The 22,630-nt window shown below is 63.0% G+C and carries 20 protein-coding genes; 15 read left to right on the top strand and 5 right to left on the bottom strand.

Annotated elements, in window-relative coordinates:
* Positions 1–2: 2 nt before the first annotated feature.
* Positions 3–842, bottom strand: a complete 840-nt coding sequence (locus tag H8B03_RS17305) for a hypothetical protein (protein WP_193143153.1) — start codon at positions 840–842, stop codon at positions 3–5.
* A gap of 117 nt (positions 843–959) precedes the next feature.
* Positions 960–1,646, bottom strand: coding sequence for a response regulator transcription factor (locus H8B03_RS17300; RefSeq protein WP_193143152.1), 687 nt, complete (start codon positions 1,644–1,646; stop codon positions 960–962).
* A 143-nt stretch (positions 1,647–1,789) separates the two neighbouring features.
* On the opposite strand from H8B03_RS17300, the gene ribA reads away from it, so the two are divergent.
* Together ribA and H8B03_RS17290 are read left to right on the top strand one after the other, a co-directional pair.
* Positions 1,790–2,881, top strand: a complete 1,092-nt coding sequence (ribA, locus tag H8B03_RS17295) for a GTP cyclohydrolase II (protein WP_319022500.1) — start codon at positions 1,790–1,792, stop codon at positions 2,879–2,881.
* Positions 2,878–3,378: a L,D-transpeptidase gene (locus H8B03_RS17290; RefSeq protein WP_193143150.1), complete on the top strand. Its 501-nt coding sequence runs from the start codon at positions 2,878–2,880 to the stop codon at positions 3,376–3,378. The genes ribA and H8B03_RS17290 overlap by 4 nt, the downstream gene beginning before the upstream one ends.
* A gap of 96 nt (positions 3,379–3,474) precedes the next feature.
* On the opposite strand, the gene H8B03_RS17285 is transcribed toward H8B03_RS17290, so the two are convergent.
* Positions 3,475–4,437, bottom strand: coding sequence for a helix-turn-helix domain-containing protein (locus H8B03_RS17285; RefSeq protein ID WP_193143149.1), 963 nt, complete (start codon positions 4,435–4,437; stop codon positions 3,475–3,477).
* A 274-nt stretch (positions 4,438–4,711) separates the two neighbouring features.
* Between H8B03_RS17285 and H8B03_RS17280 the strand changes: the two genes are divergently transcribed.
* The 7 genes from H8B03_RS17280 to H8B03_RS17250 are packed head-to-tail and all read left to right on the top strand — an operon-like array spanning position 4,712 to position 13,268.
* Positions 4,712–6,463, top strand: coding sequence for a hydantoinase B/oxoprolinase family protein (locus tag H8B03_RS17280; protein ID WP_193143148.1), 1,752 nt, complete (start codon positions 4,712–4,714; stop codon positions 6,461–6,463).
* Between the two features lie 27 nt (positions 6,464–6,490).
* Complete coding sequence (locus H8B03_RS17275) at positions 6,491–8,611, top strand: hydantoinase/oxoprolinase family protein (RefSeq protein ID WP_193143147.1); 2,121 nt, start codon at positions 6,491–6,493, stop codon at positions 8,609–8,611.
* A gap of 48 nt (positions 8,612–8,659) precedes the next feature.
* Positions 8,660–9,364: an ABC transporter ATP-binding protein gene (locus H8B03_RS17270; RefSeq protein ID WP_319022499.1), complete on the top strand. Its 705-nt coding sequence runs from the start codon at positions 8,660–8,662 to the stop codon at positions 9,362–9,364.
* Positions 9,364–10,104, top strand: coding sequence for an ABC transporter ATP-binding protein (locus H8B03_RS17265; protein WP_193143145.1), 741 nt, complete (start codon positions 9,364–9,366; stop codon positions 10,102–10,104). The genes H8B03_RS17270 and H8B03_RS17265 overlap by 1 nt, the downstream gene beginning before the upstream one ends.
* The gene (locus tag H8B03_RS17260) at positions 10,101–11,015 is read left to right on the top strand and encodes a branched-chain amino acid ABC transporter permease (protein ID WP_193143144.1); all 915 of its coding nucleotides are present in this window, start codon (positions 10,101–10,103) and stop codon (positions 11,013–11,015) included. Before H8B03_RS17265 ends, H8B03_RS17260 begins: the two co-directional genes overlap by 4 nt.
* A 1-nt stretch (position 11,016) precedes the next feature.
* Positions 11,017–12,081 (top strand): branched-chain amino acid ABC transporter permease, encoded by a 1,065-nt coding sequence (locus H8B03_RS17255; protein ID WP_193143143.1) that lies wholly within the window; start codon positions 11,017–11,019, stop codon positions 12,079–12,081.
* An 11-nt stretch (positions 12,082–12,092) separates the two neighbouring features.
* A complete protein-coding gene (locus tag H8B03_RS17250; RefSeq protein WP_319022498.1) occupies positions 12,093–13,268 on the top strand; it encodes an ABC transporter substrate-binding protein in 1,176 nt (391 codons plus the stop codon).
* A gap of 101 nt (positions 13,269–13,369) precedes the next feature.
* Here the strand turns inward: H8B03_RS17250 and H8B03_RS17245 are convergent, their stop codons facing one another.
* Complete coding sequence (locus H8B03_RS17245) at positions 13,370–14,875, bottom strand: aldehyde dehydrogenase (protein ID WP_394355484.1); 1,506 nt, start codon at positions 14,873–14,875, stop codon at positions 13,370–13,372.
* Between the two features lie 145 nt (positions 14,876–15,020).
* Complete coding sequence (locus H8B03_RS17240) at positions 15,021–15,728, bottom strand: GntR family transcriptional regulator (protein WP_193143142.1); 708 nt, start codon at positions 15,726–15,728, stop codon at positions 15,021–15,023.
* A gap of 127 nt (positions 15,729–15,855) precedes the next feature.
* On the opposite strand from H8B03_RS17240, the gene H8B03_RS17235 reads away from it, so the two are divergent.
* From H8B03_RS17235 to H8B03_RS17210, 6 genes are all read left to right on the top strand, one after another.
* Complete coding sequence (locus H8B03_RS17235; RefSeq protein WP_193143141.1) at positions 15,856–17,205, top strand: glutamine synthetase family protein; 1,350 nt, start codon at positions 15,856–15,858, stop codon at positions 17,203–17,205.
* Positions 17,205–18,515, top strand: coding sequence for an FAD-binding oxidoreductase (locus tag H8B03_RS17230; RefSeq protein ID WP_193143140.1), 1,311 nt, complete (start codon positions 17,205–17,207; stop codon positions 18,513–18,515). Before H8B03_RS17235 ends, H8B03_RS17230 begins: the two co-directional genes overlap by 1 nt.
* 36 nt (positions 18,516–18,551) lie before the next feature.
* A complete protein-coding gene (locus H8B03_RS17225) occupies positions 18,552–19,634 on the top strand; it encodes a polyamine ABC transporter substrate-binding protein (protein WP_193143139.1) in 1,083 nt (360 codons plus the stop codon).
* Positions 19,635–19,700: 66 nt separating this feature from the next.
* Positions 19,701–20,837, top strand: coding sequence for an ABC transporter ATP-binding protein (locus H8B03_RS17220; RefSeq protein WP_193143138.1), 1,137 nt, complete (start codon positions 19,701–19,703; stop codon positions 20,835–20,837).
* 47 nt (positions 20,838–20,884) lie between these two features.
* The gene (locus tag H8B03_RS17215; protein ID WP_226926089.1) at positions 20,885–21,790 is read left to right on the top strand and encodes an ABC transporter permease subunit; all 906 of its coding nucleotides are present in this window, start codon (positions 20,885–20,887) and stop codon (positions 21,788–21,790) included.
* Complete coding sequence (locus H8B03_RS17210) at positions 21,790–22,593, top strand: ABC transporter permease subunit (protein WP_193143136.1); 804 nt, start codon at positions 21,790–21,792, stop codon at positions 22,591–22,593. The genes H8B03_RS17215 and H8B03_RS17210 overlap by 1 nt, the downstream gene beginning before the upstream one ends.
* The last annotated feature ends 37 nt before the right edge of the window (positions 22,594–22,630 follow it).

The following is a 22,630-nucleotide window of genomic DNA, read 5'->3' as shown; positions in this document are numbered from 1 at the left end:
AGTCAGTCCTGGCGCAAGGTGGCGAACCGGTTTTCGTGACGTGCCACGAACGCTTCCAGCGTTTCCGGCGGGCGGCCCAGAACAGCTTGCGTCGGTCCGGGATCGTCCAGCCTCTGCCGGCCGAAACGCGGCAGGAAATGCAGCAGCAGCATCACCCCGATGAAGGGCCAACGCATCCCGGTCTTGCGGCTGTAGCGCACGAAGCCAGGCAAGCTGGCCGGTTGATAGGACACCTGCGCCCCGGCAACGCGATTGAGGGTCTGGCAGACCGCGTCAAACCCGGTGGCTCGACCAGTACAGATGGTGATCGCGGGTTCAGAAACAGCCCCAGTCAGCACCGCACCAGCCACCGTGGCGACGTCGCGGACCGAGATCCAGTCCAGTTCCAGCCTGCCCGCGGGCAGATAGATGCGGCGGTTCTTCTCCAGCTCTGGCCAAAGGGTCGTGAGCAGGTTGTCCATGAAATAGCTGGGGCGCAGGAAAACATGGTCGAACCCCATCCCGGCAATACGCTTTTCGATCTTGGCATGGGGCAGATAGGATTTCTCGCCCGCGCCCTGCACCGACAGGAACACGACCCGGGTCTTGCGGTCGTGCGGTTGCAGGAAGGTCTCGAACAGATCCGGATCGGTCAGATGCGGCGGCCGCATCAGGAAGATGGCGTCAAATCCGGGGGCGGGTCCGATGCCTGCTTCGAAATCGACCTGAACCGGCGTGACACCATCTTGGCGCGTCCTTGCGAGCTGCCGCTGTCCGGCAAACACCTGATGGCCCGCCGCTTGCAATTGGCAAACCACCTCGCGCCCGACATTGCCCGAGGCGCCCGTGACAAGGATGTTCATGACGTCTCCGGCGCAGGTTTCGCCTAGGTGTTACTGTTTCCGCCCCGAAAAAAGGCCCGGGAACACCCCGGGCCAGTCTTTCAGGGAGGTGCGCCGCAACCCCGGCGCGGGGATGGATCAGGCCACCAACCGGTAGCCACCGCTTTCGGTCACCAGCAGCCGCGCGTTCGAGGGGTCGGGTTCGATCTTCTGCCGCAGGCGGTAGATGTGGGTTTCCAGCGTATGCGTCGTCACCCCGGCATTGTAGCCCCAGACCTCGTGCAGCAGCACATCACGGGCGACCACGCCGTCGGTGGCGCGATACAGGAATTTCAGAATGTTGGTTTCCTTCTCGGTCAGACGGATCTTGCGATCGGTCTCGTCGATCAGCATCTTCATCGACGGCTTGAAGGTGTACGGCCCCAACTGGAACACCGCGTCTTCGCTTTGCTCGTGCTGACGCAGCTGGGCGCGGATACGGGCCAGAAGGACCGGAAACTTGAACGGCTTGGTCACATAGTCGTTGGCCCCGGCATCCAGCCCCAGGATGGTGTCGGCATCGCTGTCATGGCCGGTGAGCATCAGCACCGGGCATTTCACCCCCTGCTTGCGCATCACCCGGCACAATTCGCGCCCGTCGGTGTCCGGCAGACCCACGTCCAGGATCACAAGATCGTAGGGTGCTTCCTTGGCGCGGCTCAGGCCTTCCTGCCCGTTGGCAGCTTCGAACACGTCGAATTCTTCAGTCATCACAAGCTGTTCGGACAGTGCCTCACGCAGGTCATCATCGTCGTCCACCAGCAGGATCTTTTTCAAAACGCCCATTGCGTCGCCCTCCTTCGTCTTGGTCTCATGTTGCGCCTCCGCCCCCTCTGCGACAAGATATGCAACACTGGTCTCACAGGGACGTGTCGCCCCGCGAGCCATGTTTCAACCGATCCCCGAAGCGGCGGCAAAGGACAATTATCGTGACACTGGCACCAGATAGCCGGGAATTGATGGCCCGTGCGCGGGCTGATCTGCGCATGGGCGTCGGGGTCGTATTGTTACAGCCCGATGGGCTTGGCGCGCTGGTTCTTTCAGCCGAAACCCTGAATGGCGCGCGGCTTTCAGCGGCGCGCAAGCTGGGAACACCGGTCGTGGCGCTGACCGCGCGGCGGGCCGAGACCCTGAAAGCCCGCGCCTATGACGGCGATCTGGCGCGGGTGGAGTTGCCCGAAACGCTGGGGCTGGACTGGATCCAGGCGCTGGCCGATCCCGCCGACGATCTGGCGATGCCGATGAAAGGCCCGCTGAAAAGCCGCCGCGAAGGGGACGCCGCCTTCGCCCGCGCTGCCTTGCGCCTGTGCAAGGAGGCTCAGCTTCTGCCCGCCGCCGTGGTGGTGGAACTGGAGCACGCCGCCGTGCTGGCCGCCAATGCCGGGCTGACCGCCCTGCCGGTGGCGGCGGTTTCGCAAGCCGCGCTGGAAAGCAGCCCGCAGCATCCGGTGGTTCATGCCCGCCTGCCGATGGCGGCAGCCGAGGCTGGCCGGTTGCACATCTTCCGCCCCGAGGATGGCGGCGAGGAGCATTACGCCATCGAGATCGGCAAGCCCGACCGCGACAAGCCGGTGCTGGCGCGGCTGCATTCGGCCTGCTTCACCGGCGATGTTCTGGGCTCGCTGAAATGCGATTGCGGGCCGCAGTTGCGCGGCGCGCTGGCGCAGATGGGGGTCGAGGGCGCGGGCGTGCTGCTCTACCTGAACCAGGAGGGTCGCGGCATCGGGCTGGCCAACAAGATGCGCGCCTATTCGCTTCAGGACCAGGGGTTCGACACGGTGCAGGCCAATCACCGGCTGGGGTTCGAGGATGACGAGCGTGATTTCCGCATCGGTGCCGCCCTGCTGAAACGTCTGGGGTTCAAACAGGCCCGGCTGCTGACCAACAACCCGCGCAAGGTTGCCATGCTGGAAAACTGCGGCATCGCGGTGGTGGAGCGGGTGCCGTTGCAGGTTGGACGCGGTGCCCATAACGCCGCCTATCTGGACACCAAGGCCGCGAAATCCGGACATCTTCTGTGAACCCTGACGATCTGGTCGTTACCCGCTGGGGCGCGCGACTTGCCGGGCGCCGCCTGCCCTGTGCCATCGGCAAGGGCGGGCTGAGCGCGGCCAAGCGCGAAGGCGACGGCGCCACGCCGCGCGGGACACACCGCATTGTCGGGCTGCTCTACCGGCCGGACCGGATGATCCGGCCCGCCGCCTGGGCCGTCCCGATCCGGCCCGGCGACCTGTGGTCGGACGACCTGCACGACGCGGCCTACAACACGCTGGTGCGCGCACCCTACGCCGCCAGCCATGAATGCCTGCGCCGCACCGATCCCTTGTATGATGCGGTGCTGCTGACCGACTGGAACTGGCCCGAGGCGACGCCGGGGCACGGTTCGGCGATCTTCCTGCACCAGTGGCGCAAGCCCCGGCATCCGACCGAGGGCTGCGTGGCCTTTGCCCGCGATGATCTGCGCTGGCTGTTGCCCCGCCTGCGCCCGAACAGCCGGGTGATCGTCAAAGGGGTCTGACGGCCTTCGCAGCGCGACATCCGTTCCGAACGCATGGCCCGGCAACCGCTTGTCACAAGCCGTTGCAGCGCAAGGATGGGTCGCGTGGCTGCGAGATCAACCGGGATGCTGGAAGGCGTTGCGCTGGAACTCCGACGGCGTGGTCTTGAACTTGGCCTTGAACAGCCGCGAGAACTGCGCCTGGTCGGCGAAACCGAACCGGTAGGCAACTTCGGAAATCGACAGATCGCGTGACGCCTGAAGCCGGTCACGCGCCACCACCAGCCGCTGATCGCGGATCTGCTGGCTGACCGTGCCGTTCACATCCTTGAACAGGTCATGCAGGTAGCGCTTTGAGATGCCGCAGGCATCGGCGATGCGATCCGGGGAAAGATTGGGGTCTTTCAGGTTGGCCCGGATGAATTTCTCGACCCGCGCGATATGCGCGGCGCGCACCGAGGAATAGCCGCTTTCACAGGCGTTCGACGCGTCGTTGAGCGCAAGACCCAGCAGTTCCAGCAACTGGCGGCCGATGGTTTCGCGCGCATCCGGTGTCAGATCGTCGATCTGGCTCTGTGCCTGGCTGACCATGGTCGCAAACAGACCCGCCGTTCCGGTGGTGGCGTCGATCACGCGGGCACAGAATCGATCCGGCTGCCGCACCCGTTCGGCCAGCGCCTTGCGGCTGACCTTCAGGACATAAAGATCGTTGGGCCGTTCATAGAGAAAGCGATAGGGTTCGTCGCCGCGTTCGATGATGAAGCCGCCGGGATCGCAGCGCACGTCACGGCCCAACTGCCGAAATTCGACCGACGTGGCGCGTGGCATGGTGATGAGGTATTCCTCATCCTGTGCGTCACGAATGTGCGAACGGCGACGCTCGTAATTCGCCGGGTCCGAGGTCAGCCGGGACAGGCCCACATGGCCAAGTCTGGCCCGGGCCAGTTCGCCGTTGAATCGCACCGGATCGCGGAACTGCAGTTCCAGCGGAAAATAGGCTTCCGACACCACCTGGTTCCATTTGCTGGAACGATGCTGCGGCTCTGTCGCACCGGTTGAAAAGCGGAACGCAGCTGTCATGAAAATCTCCCCCCTTCGACTTCTTACGTCACGGAACCCGGTTCACCAAAAGAAAAACAGGCGTTGTGCGCTCTGCGTCAACTCATCCTGCACGGGCTGACAAATTTTCCTGCGCCGTGCGCCAAGTCGTTGTGCGCGGATCGTCAAGACCGGAATCGCGATCCCGGCAAACCTGTTTGGCAGATCGACGTGCAGGAGGAGCGCGCCGGATCGGAAGGGTCTGTTTGCCCCCCCGTATGGCGCCGATCTGCACCCAAGCAGAGGACCGGAAATCATGGCAGAACGACAAGTCGACCCGATCACGCTTTCAGTGGTGAGAGGCGTTCTTGAAACCACCCAGCGCGAGATGACGATGGCGCTTGAAAAGACCGCGCGCAGCTCGGTCTTCAACCTGGCGCACGATTATTCCACGGCGCTGTTCAACCACACGCCCGAAATGATCCTGCAGGGTCAGGACATTCCGATCCACCTGGGATCGCTCATTCCGGCGATGAAGGCGGTCGACAAGTTCTTTGAAGGCGACATCAACGAAGGCGACCTGATCCTGCACAACGACCCCGACTATGCCGGGTCGCACATCATCGACACCTGCATGTACTACCCGGTGTTCTATCACGGCGAACTGGTGTTCTGGACCGTCTGCAAGGGCCACCTGACCGACATCGGGGGACCGGTTCCCGCGGGCTACAACCCCGAGGCCAAGGAAATTTTCGCCGAAGGCCTGCGCATTCCCCCGGTGAAGATCTGGGACAAGGGCGCGCCGCGCAACGACGTTCTGAACCTGTTGCTTACCAACATGCGGGCGCGCCGCGACCAGGAGGGCGATTTCAACGCCCTGATCGGCGCCTGCCAGGTCGGCGCGCGCAACCTGATTGCCCTTCTGGACAAATACGGCAAGGAGGTCGTTCAGGACTGCATCGAAGAGCTTCTGTCGATGGCCAACCGTCACATGTCGGGCCTGATCGCCAAGGTGCCGGACGGGACCTATTCGGGCACGGCCGTGCTGGAAGACGCGGGCCACGGCTTTGGCGACTTCGACATCACCGCAACGGTCACGATCAAGGGCGAGACCTGCCATATCGAGATCGAAAGCCCGCCGCAGATCCCCTATTTCATCAACTCCTACGAGGGCAATTCCTACTCTGGCGTCTACCTCGGGCTGATGATGTTCGCGCAGTTGCCGCCGCCCTACAACGAAGGGCTTTACCGCAACGTGACGGTGGACATGGGGCCAAGGGGCACGCTGTGCAACGCCAAGCCCCCCGCGCCGCACATGAACTGTACCACCACACCGATGGAAACACTGACCGACGCGGTGCGGCTGGCCTTCGAACAGGCCGCGCCGGACAAGGTGTCGGCATCCTGGGGCCATGCGAACGGTTGCAACATCGCCGGTTGGGACACCCGCCACGACGAGGAATACGTGACCATGGTTCTGGCCTCGATCATCTCGGGCGCCGGCGCCACGGCAAGCCAGGACGGCTGGCACGCCTGCGGACCGGAGTGCTGCTTCGGGGCCCTGACCTCGGGCGATATCGAGATGCTGGAGCATTCCTACCCTATCATCATCCATGAATACGGCCTGATGACCGACAGCGGCGGCGCGGGAAAGTTCCGCGGAGGATCCGGCACCCGTTGGGAAGTGGAACCGCTCGACCGCGACATGACGCTGATCACATTCGGCGAAGGCCGCCGCATTCCGGCGATGGGCGCTGCCGGGGCGAAATCCGCGATGGTCGAAAAGAAGGTCGGCCGTCTGGAACTGACCCGCGAGGGCGAGACCCGGATCATCACCGACAACGTCATCGAAACCATCCGCCCCGGCGAACGGGCCGCCAACCTCAACCCCGGCGGCGGGGGCTATGGCAACCCGTTCGAACGCGAGGTGCAGAAGGTGGTGTCCGATATCCGCAACGGGCTCGTCTCGATCGAGGGCGCAAGGCTCGACTACGGCGTGGTCATCGCCGACCCCGAAACGCTGACCGTGGACGAAGCCGCCACGGCCAAGGCCCGCTCGGCGGCCTGAAGCTTCTGACACAAAAGGATTATCCTCATGCGTAGCAAATATCGTCTGGGCATCGACGCCGGCGGCACTTTCACCGATTTCATCCTCGCGGAGTCGGGTGGCGCGGTGCAGATCTTCAAGGTGCTCTCGACCCCTACCGAACCCACCAAGGCCATCCGCAACGGGCTGGCCCTGATCGCGGAAGAAACCGGTCTGAGCGCCGAAGAGATCGTGTCGAACTCGGATCTCTGCATCAACGGGACCACCGTGGGTCTCAATGCGCTGATCACCCATACCGGGGCCAAGACCGGCCTGATCGCCACCCAGGGTCACGCGGATTCGATTGAAATCCGGCTGGGGCACAAGGAAGACGGGTATCGTTACGACCCCGAGTATCCGCCCGCCACAATGCTGGTGCCGCGCCACCTGCGGAAGGGAATCCGCGAGCGGGTGATCTCGGACGGATCGGTGCGCACACCGATGAACGAAGACGATGTGCGTGATGCCTGCCGCTATTTCCTGGCCGAAGGCGTGGAATCGGTGGCGATCAGTTTCGTCTGGTCGGTGCTGCACCCCGAGCACGAAATGCGTGCCGCCGAAATCGTGCGCGAGATGATGCCGGATGTGCGTCTGACCGTGGGCAGCCAGCTTTATCCGCAGGTGCGGGAATACACCCGCACCTCGACCGCCATCGTGAACGCCTACCTGGCACCGATCCTGCAACGCTATGTCGAAGCGATCGACGCCTATTTCCAGGAACTCGGATCGAAGCACCCGGTCCGCTATTTCCAGTCTAACGGCGGCCTGGCGCTTGGCAGGGTGGTGACCGATCAGTCGGTATACGCAATCAACTCCGGCCCGGCTTCGGCACCGCAGGCGGCGCTGGATGTTGCGAAACCCTGGGGCGATGAGAACATCATCACCTGCGACATGGGCGGCACGTCGTTTGACATCACGCTGACCAAGGACGGCAAGGCCAACGTCAACAAGAACATCGACTTCCTGCGCTACCGCATCGGCATTCCGATGATCCAGGTGGAAACCCTGGGCGCGGGTGGTGGCTCGATCGGGTGGATCGACGAGATGGGTCTGATGCAGATGGGGCCGCAATCCGCCGGTTCCGAACCCGGCCCGGCCTGCTATGGCCAGGGGGGCGACCGGCCGACGACGACCGATGCCAACCTTGTGTTGGGCTATCTGAACGCCGACGGCCTAGTCGGCGGGCGGTTGCCGCTTGATCTTGAAAAGGCGCGCGGGGCCATCAAGGCGCATCTGGCCGATCCGCTGGGGATCAGCGTGGAAACGGCCGCTTACGGCATGTTCACCATCGTCAACAACAACATGGTGAACGCGATCCGGCGGGTATCGGTCGAACGCGGCTATGACCCGCGCGATTTCGTGCTCATGGGGGCGGGCGGCGCAACCGGCGCACATATCACGGCGCTGGCGCGCGAGATGGGCATTTCCAAGGTGCTGATCTCCAAACTCGCCTCGGGGCTTTGCGCCTACGGGCAGATCATTTCGGACGTGAAGTACAACTACATGGCCCCTGCGCCCCTGCGGCTTCAGGGTGCAGAGGCGGCGAAGACGCTGGACGGGCTCTTCAACGGGCTTGAGACGCGCGGACGGGAGGATCTTGCCGGTGACGGGTTCGGCGAAAGCGACATCACGATCCACCGCACGCTCGACATGCGTTACGTCGGTCAGGTGCATGAATGCACGGTGGAAATCGGCCCCTTCGCGGTGACCGAAGCCACCCTGGAAGACATCAAGACCGCGTTCCATGCGCGTCACCGGGAGCTTTACACCTATGACGAGCCGCACAACGCGGTCGAGGTGGTGAACGTCGAAAGCGCCATCACCGGCAAGGTCGACAAGCCCGAGCGGATGCACATCGGCGCAGGAAACGGATCGGACTCGGCCGTAAAATCCCATCGCGAAATGGTGTTCAGCGCCGATGGCGTGGCCCGCAAGACGCCGGTCTACGACGGCTCGGCACTGGGCGCCGGGGATGTGCTGCAAGGCCCTGCGGTGATCGAGGAAGTGACCACCACGATTGTCGTTGAGCCGGGCTGGACGGTGAACCTGCACGAGACCGGCACCTATGTCCTGACGGCAGATGCGCCGGCAACCCGTGCGGCTTCCGCCGAAGAAATGGCCGAGGCGTAAGCGGTGCGGACGGGCGGCAACAACGGTTCCTCCCTGGCGGCGACCGGGGTGACGGTGGCATTCGGCGGGTTCAAAGCCCTCACCGATGTGACGCTTTCCGTAACCCCGGGCGCGGTTCATGGGCTGATCGGCCCGAACGGCGCCGGCAAGACAACGCTGGTCAATGTGCTGACCGGGTTCCAGCCGCCAACCGAGGGGCGCATCCTGCTGGAGGACCGGGATGTTACCGCGCATCCCGCACATGAGCTGCGCCGCGAAGGAGTGGCGCGGACCTTCCAGGCCGGGCGTCTGTTCACCGGCCTCGACGTGCTCGACAACCTTGCGGTGACCGGGGTGGGGCTGGGGCACAGCCGGCACGCCTCGGAGGTCGAGGCGATGCGGGTGCTGAACTGGATGGGCGTGGCCGATCTGGCCGAGAAGCCCGCCGCCGGGCTGCCCTATACCGATGAACGCAGGGTGGGCATCGCACGCTCGCTGATGTTCGGCCCGGCCTTTCTGCTGCTTGACGAGCCTGCCGCGGGCATGTCCGAGGCCGAAGCCGAGGATCTGGCCGCGCTGATCGCACGGGTGGCCGGCGAGTTGGGCACCGGGGTCTTGCTGATCGAACACAATGTCGGGCTGGTCCTGTCGGTGAGTTCACATATCTACGTGCTCGACGCCGGGCAGGTGATCGAGACGGGTGACCGCGACGTGATCACCGCCAGCCAAAAAGTGCGCGATGCGTATTTCGGCGCCGATCAGGAGGCCGCGTGATGTCGAAGCTGGGTGTTTTCGATATCGCCGTCCGCTATGGCAAGGTGCCGGCGGTCAACGATCTGACACTGCATGTGGACGAAGGCGAGCGCGTCTTTGTCTCGGGCCCCAACGGGGCTGGCAAGTCGTCTCTCCTCAAGGCCATCAGCGGCGCGGCGGCAACAAGCCATGGCCGGATTGAACTGGACGGCGATCTGCTAACCGGACGCCCCCCCGAGGCCATCGCCCGGCTGGGAATATCCATGGTGCCCGAGGGGCGCGACATCTTCGGCAGCCTGACCGTCGAGGAAAACCTGCGGGTCGGGACCGGTCTGCGCCGCGATGCAGAGGCGGTGGAAGAGGACATCGCCGAAATCTATGCGAACTTCCCGATCCTGGGCGAACGGCGCGCCGCAGCGGCAGGGGCGCTTTCGGGCGGGCAGCAACAGATGCTGGCCATCGGGCGCGCCCTGATGACCAACCCCAAGCTGATCATGGTGGACGAACCGTCCCTTGGGCTGGCGCCGAAGATCGTGGACCAGGTCTATGACACGCTCTGCACCCTGCAAGAGGACCGCGGTCTGACGCTGTTGATTGTCGAGCAAAGCTCGCTGCGCGCCGCGCGGGTGGGCGGACGCATGGTGCTGATGCGCGGCGGGCGGATCGTGGGCGAAGGCAATGCCGCCGACATGGTCGATCGCGACGCGCTGGCCGCAGCCTATTTCGGCCAATCCCCGGAAAAGACGGAGACCGCGACATGAGCAACCTGGCTCAGCTTTTCTTCGATGCCGCCTCGCTTGGCGGCTTGTACGCCATGGCCGCACTGGGGATCGCGCTGATCTTCGGCGTGATGAAACTGGTGAACTTCGCCCACGGCGAATACATCGCCTTCTGCGTTTTCGCGCTGATCGTGCCATCGACCGATGCGGTGGCGGTGATGTTCCTGGGCAAGGCCCCGGCCCTGATCCTGATCCCGGTGATCCTTGGCCTGGGCGCGGCCATTGCGGTGGCCAGCGAATATGTCGTCTTCCGGCATTTGCGGAAGGCCGATCCGGTGGCGATGATGATCGCCTCGTTTGCGCTGGGGTTCGTGATCCGCAACGCGCTGCTTGCCACCTACGGCGGACGCCCCAAGGCGGTCAGCCTCTGGCCGGGACTGAATACTCCGGTCGATATCGCCGGGGCCAGCGTACCGCTGCTGCAACTGATCGTCATCCTGTCGACGCTGCTGGTGGTGACCGGCTTGGCGCTGTTGCTCAAGAAGTCCCGGATCGGGCTGGAAATGCGCGCCGCGGCAGAGAATTTCACCATGGCGCGGCTTCTGGGCGTGCGGGCCAACCGGGTGATCACCGGTGCCTTTGCCCTGTCCGGCGCACTGGCCGCAGCCGTGGCCCTGATCATGGTGACGCAGACCGGCGTGGCCGATGTGCGGATGGGCGGCCAGATCATGCTGGTGGCCTTCATCGCCACGGTCCTTGGCGGGCTTGGCTCGCTTCCGGGGGCGGTGGCGGCGGGGTTCCTGGTGGGCATCGTTTCGGTGGTGCTGCAGGCCTGGCTGCCGCTTGAAGCGCGGCCCTTCCGCGACGCCTTTCTCTACACGCTGGTGATCGTCTGCCTGCTGGTACGCCCGCAGGGACTGTTCGTTCCCGCATCTGCAAAACCGAGGGTCTGACATGCGATCGCAACACGCAACCAACCGCCTGGCGTCCTATTCCACGCCGCTCATCCTTGCCGTGCTGCTTGTGGGGCTTGTCGTTCTGGTCGCGGTCTTCGGAGACCGATCGCTGGCGCGAACCGCTGCCGAAACGCTGGTTCGGGTGACGCTGGTTGTTTCGCTGTGGATCTTCGTCGGCAACTCCGGCGTGATCAGCTTTGGCCATGCCGGGTATATGGCAATCGGTGCCTATTGTTCGGCCTGGCTGACACTGAAGCCGCAATCCAAGGCGCTGTTTCTTCCCGATCTGCCCGAATGGCTGATGCAGGCACAATGGCACGTCTTGCCGGCGGCCATCGCGGGCGGGCTTTTGGCGGCATTCATCGCACTTCTGTCAGGCGCCGCGATCCTGCGGCTGTCGGGCATTGCCGCCTCGATCGCGACCTTCGCCTTCCTGGCCATCGTCAACACTGTCTATTCCAACTGGGAAGGGGTCACGGGCGCGACAAGTTCTGTCGTCGGACTGCCGCGCTATGTCGATCACTGGGTGGCACTGGGCTGGGCGGTGGCTGCCATCGTCGCGGCCAACGTCTATGCCAACTCTGCCTCGGGTCTGGCGCTTCGCGCCACCCGCGAGGACGAGGTCGCCGCGCGGGCCAGCGGCATCAACATGTATCGCCACCGGCTGCTGTCACTGGTGATCTCGGGCTTTTTCACCGGCGTGTCCGGCGCGCTGCTGGGCCACTCCATCGGCGTGCTCAACCCCGACAGTTTCTACCTTGGCATCACCTTCATATCGCTGGCGATGCTGGTGATCGGCGGCATCGGTAGCCTGTCGGGCGCCGTGGTCGGTGTGTTGCTGCTGTCGGTCCTGATCGAACTGCTGGTGCGGGCCGAGCAGGGCATTTCCATCAACGAAACCCAACTCGCGCTGCCCTCGGGGAGCCAGGAAATCCTGATCGGGATCGCAATGATCGTCGTTCTGATCGTGCGGCCCAACGGCCTGACCGCGGGCAAGGAGTTCAAATTGAAGCCGCAATGGCTTCGTCAATCGCGCCTTGTGGGGGCGAAATCCACCAACTGAGGAGAATCTCTGTGAAACGACTTGCACTTGCATCGGCTGTCGCCGCCCTGGCGCTGCCCGCCATGGCCGACGACATCACCATCGGTTTCGCAATCGCGAAATCCGGCTGGATGGAAGCCTACGACACACCCGCGGCCACCGCCGCCAAGATCCGGATCGACGAGATCAACGCCAACGGCGGGCTGCTCGGGCGGCAGATCCAATGGGTCGAGGCCGATACGAAGACCGACCGACAGCAATCGGCCAAGGCCGGGCTTCAGGTGATCGACGACGGCGCCGACATGATGGTCGTGAGCTGCGACTATGATTTCGGCGCCCCCGCCGCCCTTTCGGCCGAAGCCGAGGGCATGGTGTCATTCTTCCTGTGTGCCGAGGATGTGAAGGCCGGGATCCAGGGCGTCGGCCCGCTGGCCTTCTCTGGCTCGGTGCTGGCTGCGGTGCAAGGCGCCACCATGGCGGAATGGAGCAACGCCAAGCGCGATGCCAAGACCGGCTATGTGCTGCTGGACACCACCATCGAATACAACAAGGGCATCTGCAGCGGCTTTGACTGGATGTTCCCGCAGCTTGACGGGACCGAGATCGTCGGGCGCGACACCTTCAAGAACGACGACGCCTCGATTGCCAGCCAAATCACCCGGATCAAGGCCCTGCCGACCGAACCGGACGTGATCATGCTGTGCTCCTATATCCCCGGCGCGGCCTCGGCAGTGCGCCAAATCCGGGCTGCAGGCATCAATTCGCTGATCCTCAACGGCTCGGCGGTCGATGGCTCCTACTGGCTTGATGCAACGCCGGATCTGTCGGGCTTCGTGGTGCCGGTCCAGGGTTCGATCTATGGCGACGATCCGCGCCCCGCAGTCGAAGACTTCAATCTCGCCTATGAAAAGGCGACAGGCGCGCGGCCTTCAAGCTCCTATGCCTATCCGGGCTACGTCCTGATCGACCTGTGGGCCAAGGCCGTGGAACGGGCCGGTACGCTTGATGGCGCCGAGGTCACGGCAGAGCTTGAGAAGATGCAGAACGAGCCGACGGCCTTCGGACCCCGGTCGTTCAGCAGCGAGCTTCACCACCAGAACACGGCGGAAATGCAGATCATCGAGATCACTGATGGCGCCCCAGCGCAAGTGGACCAGTGGACGATCTCGACACCGGTGCCGCTGGACGTTCTGCTGGGTCGGAACTGAGTTGACACGACGGGTTCGCGCTGTCCCTTGAGGGACGCGCGCACCCTTGCATCCAGAAAACACCCCAGCTCGAAAGACCGAGCCTCGTTGTCGGTCGGCCCTCAGGGCCGGCCGGCAACGTTCATCCAGGTGGTCTTCAGTTCCACGTACTTGTCGAGCGCATGCAGCGACTTGTCCCGCCCGATGCCGGATTCCTTGAAGCCGCCGAACGGTGTGGTCAGGTCATCGCAGTCGTAGCAGTTGACATAGACCAGACCGGCGCGAATGCCCTTCGACACCTTGTGCGCCGTCGACAGATCGTCGGTCCAGACCGCCGAGGCCAGCCCGTAGCAACTGTCGTTCGCGACCTTGATGGCTTCGTCAACGCCGTCGACGGGGATCACCGTCAACATGGGGCCGAAGATTTCCTCCTGCGCGATCCGCATGGCATTGGACGCGTTGTCGAAGATCGTCGGCTGGATATAGCACCCACCGGTTTCCTGGCGCACGCGCGCGCCACCCGTCGCCAGATCGGCACCATCCTGTGCCGCGTAGTCGACAAACTGCAGGACACGTTCGGTGTGACGTGCGTCCACCATCGCCCCCATGTTGGTAGACGGGTCAAGCGGGTCGCCCGGCTGATAGCTCTTGGCGATCTCGACAAGGGTTTCGACGACCTGCTCGTGGATCGCGCGTTCGACAATCAGCCGGCTGGGGCAGGTACACATCTCGCCCTGATTGAAGAAGGCCGAATGCGCCGAGGTCGTGGCCGCATGCACCGTGTCGCGATAGCTCGACAGGATGATGTTCGGGCTTTTCCCGCCAAGTTCCAGGCCAAGCCGTTTAAGGTTGGACTGGGCCGAGTATTCCATGAAGAACTTGCCGACCGGCGTCGAGCCGGTGAAGAACAGGCCGTCCACATCCATGTGCAGACCCAGCGCGCGGCCCACCGCCGGCCCGTCGCCGGTCACGACGTTGAACACACCGGGCGGGATGCCGGCTTCCAGCGCCAGTTCCGCCAGCCGGATGGCCGACAGCGACGACTGTTCGGCCGGTTTCAGGATCACCGAGTTCCCGGTCGCCAGCGCGGGCGCGACTTTCCACGCGGCCATGACCATCGGGAAGTTCCACGGTACAACCGCAGCCACGACGCCCAGCGGTTCCTTGGTCACCATGGCGACAGTGCCCGGTGCGGTTGGGGCGATCTCATCATAGATCTTGTCGATCGCCTCTCCGTACCAGTCGAAGCAATTGGCGACGGCGCGGGTATCGATCGTGGTGCTGTCGGCGATCGGCTTGCCCATGTCGATGGTTTCCAGAAGCGCCAGTTCATCGCGGTGCGCCCGCAGCAGGTCGGCAAACCGGCGCAGCGTCAGCTTGCGCTCGGCCGGCGGACGCGCGGACCAGCGGCCATCTTCGAAAGCCCGTCGGGCGGCTGACACCGCCTTGTCGACATCCTCGACATCGCCGCACGCCACGTCCGCGAGGTGCCGGCCATCGATCGGGCTGATCGAAGCGAAGGTCTTGCCCGAAGCGGCATCCACCAGTTGGCCGTCGATCAGCATTTGCCCGCGGATGCTGAGGGCTGCGGCTTTCTCGTGCCAGTCGATCTTTGACAGGTCAGACACGGGCGACTCCTTTCAAGCTTTATGATATCTCGTATATTCTAATGATATCACAAAAAGTCAAGCATCTGTACGCTGCCCCGTCGTATCGCCGCGATATACCGTGCAACCGCAGCATAATCACCCGACGATCGACCGCACCGCTGGATCAGGCCGCGTGGCCATCCGGGTGGGATTGAGTCAGTTGCTGGCGCCCGCTGCGGCTCATGCCTTCACGGATGTCGCTTTCGGTGGCGATCACAAGTGCCGCCACATCGCGCGCCCGAAGAGCGTCCAGGATCTCCTTGTGGCGGTCCACCTTGTAGTAGTCCTTGACGTTCTCGATGACCTGCCGCTGAAACGGTCCCATCTGCAACCACACACTTTCGATGACCGGCATCGACACCTGGTGCGGGTTGGTCATGTAGAGCGCCCTGTGGAAGTCCTGGTTCAGGATCGTCAGCCGGTCGAGGTCGTTTCGGGTCAGGGCGGCATCCATCTCCAGGTCGATGGATTCCATATTTTCTATAATAATGTTAGATACATAGGGAAGGGATCGCTCTGCCGCGTGGACTTCCAGCGCAACCCGCAGGGCCAGCAATTCCTCGAAGCGTCCTAGCGTCATCTCCGGCACCGTCATCCGTCGATTCTGCAGCACTTCGATGGCGTGTTCCGAACTCAGCCGACGCACCGCCTCGCGGATCGGCGTCGGGCTGAGCCCCATCGCTTCGGCCAGGCCGCGCATGGTCAGATTGGTTCCCGGAGGAAACGCGCCGACCATGATCGCATACCGCAGGCGTTCATAGACATGTTCCTGGATGGTGAGATCGTCCCGCATGGGAATTTCGGGGACGTCCAGTTGTCGGTGCTTGGTCATGACCCTATCCACTTAGAAATTCCATATTGTGATAGTATTTGAAAAAAAAGTTGACACAAGGCCTAAAAGAAATCTAAAAGATATAAATGATATCACAAATTACCCGCCCCATCGCCGAGGACCGAAGATGCCAAACCAAGACATGACCCAATGGCTGGCAGAACGCCCCGAGATCGAGTCGATCTTTGCCTGCGTCTGCGATCTGAACGGCACCCTGCGCGGCAAACGGGTTCCGGTGGATCAGGCCGACAAGGTCATCGACGGCAGCATCCGGATGCCGCTGTCGGTCACCGGCGTGGATATCTGGGGCGAGGATATCGAGGGCAGCGAACTGGTCTTCGAAACCGGCGACAGCGATGGCCTGTGCGACTTCACCGGGCGTGACCTTCTGCCGATCACATGGACCGACCGCCCGACCGCAATGGCGATGCTGTGGATGCGGCAAGAGGACGGCACGCCGTTTGCGGGCGATCCCCGCCGCGCGTTGGGGAACGTGGTCGACCGCTACAAGGCCCTGGGGCTGACGCCCGTGGTGGCCACCGAACTGGAATTCTATCTCTGTGATCCCACAAGCGACCGCCCCGAAGCGCCGCTGTCGCCGGTCACCGGCAAACGGCTGGATTCCGATGGCGTCCTGTCCATCGACGAGTTGCAGCATTTCGACGGCTTTCTGAACGATGTCTATGACGCCTGCGCGGCCCAGGGCATTCCCGCCGATGCGGCGATCTCGGAAAACGGCGCCGGGCAGTTCGAGATCAACCTCATGCATGTCGCCGACCCGCTGCGCGCGGCGGATGATGCGATCCTGTTCAAGCGGCTGGTGCGCGGCGTCGCCCGCAAGCACGGCTTTGCGGCGACCTTCATGGCCAAACCCTATGGCAACCGGGCCGGCAGCGGCATGCATGTGCATTTCTCGCTGGTAAACGAGGCCGGCGAGAACGTCTTTGACAACGGCGGCGAAGAGGGCACCGACGTGATGCTGAATGCCGTTGCCGGTCTGCTGGCGACGATGCAGGAAAACAGCCTGACCTTCGCACCGCACGAGAATTCGTTTCGTCGCCTGATGCCGGGGGCGCATGCGCCGACCAGCGTCGCTTGGGGCTATGAGAACCGCACCGCGGCGATCCGTATTCCCGGCGGCAACCACAAGGCGCGCCGGATCGAACACCGGGTCGCGGGCGCGGACGCCAACCCCTATCTCATGCTGACCAGCGTTCTTGGCGGCGCGCTTGTCGGTATCGAACAGAAGATGGTCCCCGCCGACCCGATCGTCGGCGATGTCTACCAGCGCGATCTGCCGTATCTGCCGCTGGACTGGGCCAGTGCGATTGATGCCTTCAAGCGCGGGCAGCACGTGCCCCAGGTCTTTTCCAAGCGGCTTCAGAAGATGCTGGTGGAATGCAAGGCGCAGGAACTCCAGCGGTTCGCGCGCCATGTAACCGACTTTGAAATTCACTCTTATCTGGAGGTCGTGTGATGAACGCGATGGCGCACCCCTATGCCGGCGACGGCAGCCATACCACAAGCTACTACGCGGCGTCGGCCAATGCCTCGCCCGACCGCCCGGAACTGTCCGGCAGCAACGAGATCGACGTCTGCATCATCGGCGCGGGCTACAGCGGGCTGTCGACCGGCCTTCACCTTGTTGAAAAAGGCTACAAGGTCGCGATCATCGAAGGCGCCCGCGTCGGCTGGGGCGCGTCGGGGCGCAATGGCGGCCAGATCGTCAACGGGCTGAACGCCAGCCTGCAAACGATCAAGAAACGCTATGGTCAGGACACCGCCACCTTTGTCGCCGGTCTGGTGCAGGAAGGCGGCGAGATTATCCGCGAGCGGGTCAAGACCTATGACATCCAATGCGATCTGAAAGATGGCAACATCTTCACCGGCCTGACCAAGGCGCATATGCGCGAGCTGGAAGACCGGATGAACCTCTGGGCCAGCTACGGCATCAAGAACCAGGAGATGCTGGACAAGGATCAACTGCGCAAGCACATCGATTCCGACCTTTATGCCGGCGGACTGATCGACCATTCCGGGGGTCACATGCACCCGCTGAACCTGGCCCTGGGCGAAGCGGCGGCCTTTGAAAAGCTGGGCGGCACGATCTACGAGATGTCCCCGGTCACCGATGTCGATACCGAGGCCGCCCGGCCTGTGGTGACAACCGCCAAGGGCACGATGACCTGCAAGACGCTGGTGCTGTGTGGCAATGCCTATCTCGGCCATGTGGTCCCGACGCTGACATCGCGTGTGATGCCGGTGTCAACGCAGGTAATGGCGACCGAACCGCTGGGCGAGGACCGCGCCAATGCGCTGATCCCGACCGACGTCTGTGTCGAGGATATCCGCTATATCCTGGATTACTATCGCCTGTCCGGCGACAAGCGGCTGCTTTTCGGCGGCGGCACGGTCTACGGCGGCAGCGACCCGCGCGATATCGAAGCCAAACTGCGTGGCAACATGGACAAGGTGTTCCCGCAACTGAAGGGTGTGAAGATCGACTATGCCTGGAGCGGCAACTTCGCGCTGTCCTTCAGCCGCGTGCCGCAGATGGGCCGGATCGGTGCCAACACCTATTTCGCACATGGCTATTCCGGCCACGGTGTCACCGGATCGCACACGTTCGGGCGCATCCTGTCCGAAGCCATCGACGGCGACCTGACCCGTTTCGACGTCTTCGAGAACGTGCCATGGTATCCTTTCCCCGGCGGGCGCATGTTCCGCGTTCCCTATTCGATGGTCGGATCGTGGTGGTACGCGGCGCGCGACAAGTTGGGACTTTAAGACACCGAAATCTTCAGAATTCCAGGGAGGAAACCTATGAAGAACCTTGCAATCACGTGCTCTGCACTTGCCCTGACCGCCGGCGCGGCCTTGGCGGAAGGCGAGCTTAACGTCTATCACTGGTCGGACTATGTCGCCGAAGACACCATCGCGAACTTCGAAGCCGCAACCGGCATCAAGGTGAACTACGATGTCTATGACAGCAACGAGGTTCTGGAAGCCAAGATGCTGACCGGCTCCAGCGGCTATGACGTCGTGGTGCCGTCGGTCGAATTCTTGGCGCGTCAGGCGCAGGCCGGTGTCTATGCGGAAATCGACAAGGCGGCGCTCAGCAACTACGGCAACCTCGATCCGAAGATCCTGGAGATCATCGCCGTCAACGATCCGGACAACACCTATGGCGTGCCGTACATGATGTACACCGTGGGTCTGGGCTACAACATCGACGAAGTGTCGTCGCGCATCGACGCCGACAAGATCGGCAGCTGGGACATGGTCTTCGACCCGGAGACCGCCGCCAAGCTGGCTGATTGCGGGATTGCGGTTCTGGACAGCCCGTCCGAGATCATGGCGCCCGCGTTGCACTATCTCGGCCTTGACCCGAATTCCGAAGACAGCGGCGATCTGAAACAGGCCACCGAACTGTTGCTGTCGGTGCGCCCGCACATCCGCTATTTCCATTCGTCGCAGTATATCAACGACCTGGCCAATGGCGATATCTGCGTTACGGTCGGCTATTCCGGCGATGTGCTGCAAGCCCGCGACCGCGCCAGCGAAGCCGGTCAGGGGATCAACCTGACCTACGCGATTCCCGCCGAGGGCGGTCAGGTCGGGTTCGACATGATGGCGATCCCGGACGATGCCCCCAACCCCGAGAATGCGCTGAAGTTCATCAACTTCATCCTCGAGCCGAAGATCGTGGCGGACATCACCAACTACGTCTACTACGCCAACCCCAACACGGCAGCGACCGAGTTCGTGATCGACGACGTGAAGAACGATCCCGGCATCTATCCTCCGGATGCCATCCGGGCCAAGCTGTTCTCGGTCAAGCCGCATTCGTCGCGCTATGACCGGTCGCTGACCCGCGCCTGGACGACGATCAAGACCGGCAAGTGATGCCATCTGCCGGAGCTTGCCATACCGGGCTCCGGCACCTCATTTCAGAATTCCAAGGGGGCTGCCATGTCTGAAGGCCGACCGACCACCGACGTGAAGCCTTGGGCCGATCCCAACGCGACGCCATTCCTGCAGATCAAGAATGTCACCAAGAAGTTCGGCGCCTTCACGGCCGTCGACAACGTCTCGCTCGATATCTACAAGGGCGAGATCTTCTGCCTTCTGGGCGGGTCCGGCTGCGGCAAGTCCACGCTTCTGCGGATGCTGTCGGGGTTTGAAACCCCCACATCCGGCCAGATCATTGTCGACGGCCAGGATCAGGCCGGCATCCCGCCGTATGCCCGCCCCACCAACATGATGTTCCAGTCCTACGCGCTGTTCCCGCACATGACGGTGGAAAAGAACATCGCCTATGGACTGAAACGCGACGGCCTGCCGAAAAACGAGATCGCCACGCGCGTGACAGACATGCTGTCCCTGGTGCAAATGGACCAGTTCGCGGCCCGCAAGCCGCACCAACTGTCCGGTGGTCAGCGTCAGCGGGTGGCACTGGCCCGGTCGCTGGTCAAGAAACCCAAGCTGCTGATGCTGGACGAACCTCTGGGCGCGCTGGACAAGAAGCTGCGCGAGGAAACCCAGTTCGAATTGATCAAGATCCAGGAAAGCCTTGGCGTCACCTTCGTCGTGGTCACCCACGATCAGGAAGAGGCGATGACGCTTTCAAGCCGCATCGGCGTCATGACCGCAGGCCAGATCGTTCAGACCGGCACCCCGCACGAGATCTACGAATACCCGCAATCGCGTTTCGTGGCCGATTTCATCGGGTCGGTGAACATCTTCGACGGACGGGTGATCGAGGACGGCAAGGACCACGTGGTCATTTCGTCAAAGGAGCTGGGTGCCGACATCTTTGTGCCGCATGGCATCAGCGGTGTTGAAGGTCAGAAACTTGCCGTTGCCGTGCGCCCCGAGAAGGTACGGATCAGCAAATCCAACCTCAGCGACCTGCGCAACAAGGTGACCGGCACCATCGACGAGATTGCCTACATGGGCAACTCATCGGTGTTTCAGGTGCGCCTGGACAGCGGCAAACGGGTCCGCGTGACCCAATCGAACCTGACCCGCGACAACGACGACCTGACCTGGGATGACAGGGTCTTCGTCGGCTGGGCCGACGATGCCGGCGTCGTGGTGGCGTCATGAGCGCGGCCCCCGATACCGGCCCCAGCAGCCGGTTGCCCGGCGGCCCGATGATCGGCCGCGTGCTGGAACGGCTGGGCCTGGGCGGACGTGGGCTGGTCATCGCGATCCCGACGCTCTGGCTGCTGCTGTTCTTCCTCATCCCGTTCCTAGTGGTCGCCAAGATTTCCCTGTCGGAAGCCGCCATCGCCAGACCGCCGTACCTGCCGGTCTGGGAATGGGTGGACGGCGTTCTTTCGGTCAACCTGAACTTCGGCAACTACCTGTTCCTGCTGGAAGACCCGCTTTACCTGTCGGCCTATATCGAATCGATCAAGATCGCCGGGATCTCGACCTTCATCGCGCTGCTGATCGGCTATCCCATGGCCTATCTGATCGCGCGTTCGCCGGAAAACCAGCGCAACCTGCTGCTGATGCTGGTGGTGCTGCCATTCTGGACCTCGTTCCTGTTGCGGGTCTACGCTTGGATCGGGTTTCTCAAGGCCAACGGCATCATCAACAATTTCCTGATGTGGACCGGCATCATCGACGAGCCGCTGATCATGCTGCAGACCGATTTCGCGGTCTATATCGGCATCGTCTACAGCTACCTGCCGTTCATGATCCTGCCGCTTTACGCCAACCTGGTGAAGTTGGACCAATCCTATCTGGAAGCCTCGGCAGACCTTGGCGCGCGGCCTGCCACCACGTTCCTGACGGTGACGCTGCCGCTGTCCGCCAGCGGGATCATTGCCGGCTGCATGCTGGTCTTCATTCCCGCCGTCGGCGAATTCGTGATCCCGGCGCTTCTGGGCGGACCCGACACGCTGATGATCGGCCGGGTGCTCTGGGACGAATTCTTCTCCAACCGGGATTGGCCGATTGCCTCGGCGGTGGCCATTGTCATGCTTTTCGTGCTGGTGATCCCGATCATGTTGCTGCGCAAGGCGCAATCCGCAGATGAAGGAGCGAGCTGATGCAGCGCAGGTCCAAATTCCTCAAGATCACCGGCGTCCTCGGCTTTGTCTTCCTTTACGCGCCGATCCTGTCGCTGGTGATCTTCAGCTTCAACGAAAGCAAGCTGGTGACGGTCTGGGGCGGGTTCTCGACCAAGTGGTACGGCGAACTCCTCCGCGATCCGCAGATCCTTGAAGCCGCGTGGGTCAGTGCCAAGATTGCATTCGTCTCGGCGTCGCTGGCGGTGACCATCGGAACCGTTGCATCCTTCGTGCTGATCCGGTTCGCGAAGTTCCGCACCAAGTCGCTGCTCAGCATGATGATCACCGCACCGCTGGTCATGCCCGAGGTGATCATCGGCCTGTCGCTGCTGCTGCTGTTCGTTGCCATGCAGGGGCTGATCGGCTGGCCGGGCAACCGTGGCATCATGACGATCATCATCGCCCATTCCACCTTCGGGGCGGCCTATGCGGCCGTTGTCATCCAGTCGCGGCTGGTGGACATGGACATGTCCATCGAAGAGGCGGCGCAGGATCTGGGCGCCAAACCGGTGCGGGTCTTCTTCGACGTTACCCTGCCGGTGATCGCCCCGGCGCTGGTCTCGGCCTGGCTGCTGGCCTTCACGCTCAGCCTGGACGACCTGGTGGTTGCAAGCTTCGTCTCCGGCCCCGGTGCCTCGACCTTGCCGATGGTCATATTCTCCAAGGTGCGGCTTGGGGTCAGCCCCGATGTCAACGCGCTGGCCACGGTCATTATCGGGCTTGTGTCGCTGGGGATCATCGTGTCGGCCTTGCAGATGAGCCGAAGCAAGCGACGTCTCTGACCCGCGCTGCGGGTCAGACACTCATCACATCACGACT

It is taken from the genome of Meridianimarinicoccus sp. MJW13, from assembly GCF_014901205.1.
Lineage (GTDB): Bacteria > Pseudomonadota > Alphaproteobacteria > Rhodobacterales > Rhodobacteraceae > Meridianimarinicoccus.
Note: the sequence above shows the minus strand (reverse complement) of the source record. Positions and strands in the feature narration are given on the sequence as shown.

Coding starts and splice junctions, on each gene's coding strand:
- H8B03_RS17305 (WP_193143153.1), bottom strand. CDS start 842: ATGAACATCCTTGTCACGGGCGCCTCGGGCAATGTCGGGCGCGAGGTG.
- H8B03_RS17300 (WP_193143152.1), bottom strand. CDS start 1,646: ATGGGCGTTTTGAAAAAGATCCTGCTGGTGGACGACGATGATGACCTG.
- H8B03_RS17285 (WP_193143149.1), bottom strand. CDS start 4,437: ATGACAGCTGCGTTCCGCTTTTCAACCGGTGCGACAGAGCCGCAGCAT.
- H8B03_RS17280 (WP_193143148.1), top strand. CDS start 4,712: ATGGCAGAACGACAAGTCGACCCGATCACGCTTTCAGTGGTGAGAGGC.
- H8B03_RS17275 (WP_193143147.1), top strand. CDS start 6,491: ATGCGTAGCAAATATCGTCTGGGCATCGACGCCGGCGGCACTTTCACC.
- H8B03_RS17265 (WP_193143145.1), top strand. CDS start 9,364: ATGTCGAAGCTGGGTGTTTTCGATATCGCCGTCCGCTATGGCAAGGTG.
- H8B03_RS17260 (WP_193143144.1), top strand. CDS start 10,101: ATGAGCAACCTGGCTCAGCTTTTCTTCGATGCCGCCTCGCTTGGCGGC.
- H8B03_RS17255 (WP_193143143.1), top strand. CDS start 11,017: ATGCGATCGCAACACGCAACCAACCGCCTGGCGTCCTATTCCACGCCG.
- H8B03_RS17240 (WP_193143142.1), bottom strand. CDS start 15,728: ATGACCAAGCACCGACAACTGGACGTCCCCGAAATTCCCATGCGGGAC.
- H8B03_RS17235 (WP_193143141.1), top strand. CDS start 15,856: ATGCCAAACCAAGACATGACCCAATGGCTGGCAGAACGCCCCGAGATC.
- H8B03_RS17230 (WP_193143140.1), top strand. CDS start 17,205: ATGAACGCGATGGCGCACCCCTATGCCGGCGACGGCAGCCATACCACA.
- H8B03_RS17225 (WP_193143139.1), top strand. CDS start 18,552: ATGAAGAACCTTGCAATCACGTGCTCTGCACTTGCCCTGACCGCCGGC.
- H8B03_RS17220 (WP_193143138.1), top strand. CDS start 19,701: ATGTCTGAAGGCCGACCGACCACCGACGTGAAGCCTTGGGCCGATCCC.
- H8B03_RS17215 (WP_226926089.1), top strand. CDS start 20,885: ATGATCGGCCGCGTGCTGGAACGGCTGGGCCTGGGCGGACGTGGGCTG.
- H8B03_RS17210 (WP_193143136.1), top strand. CDS start 21,790: ATGCAGCGCAGGTCCAAATTCCTCAAGATCACCGGCGTCCTCGGCTTT.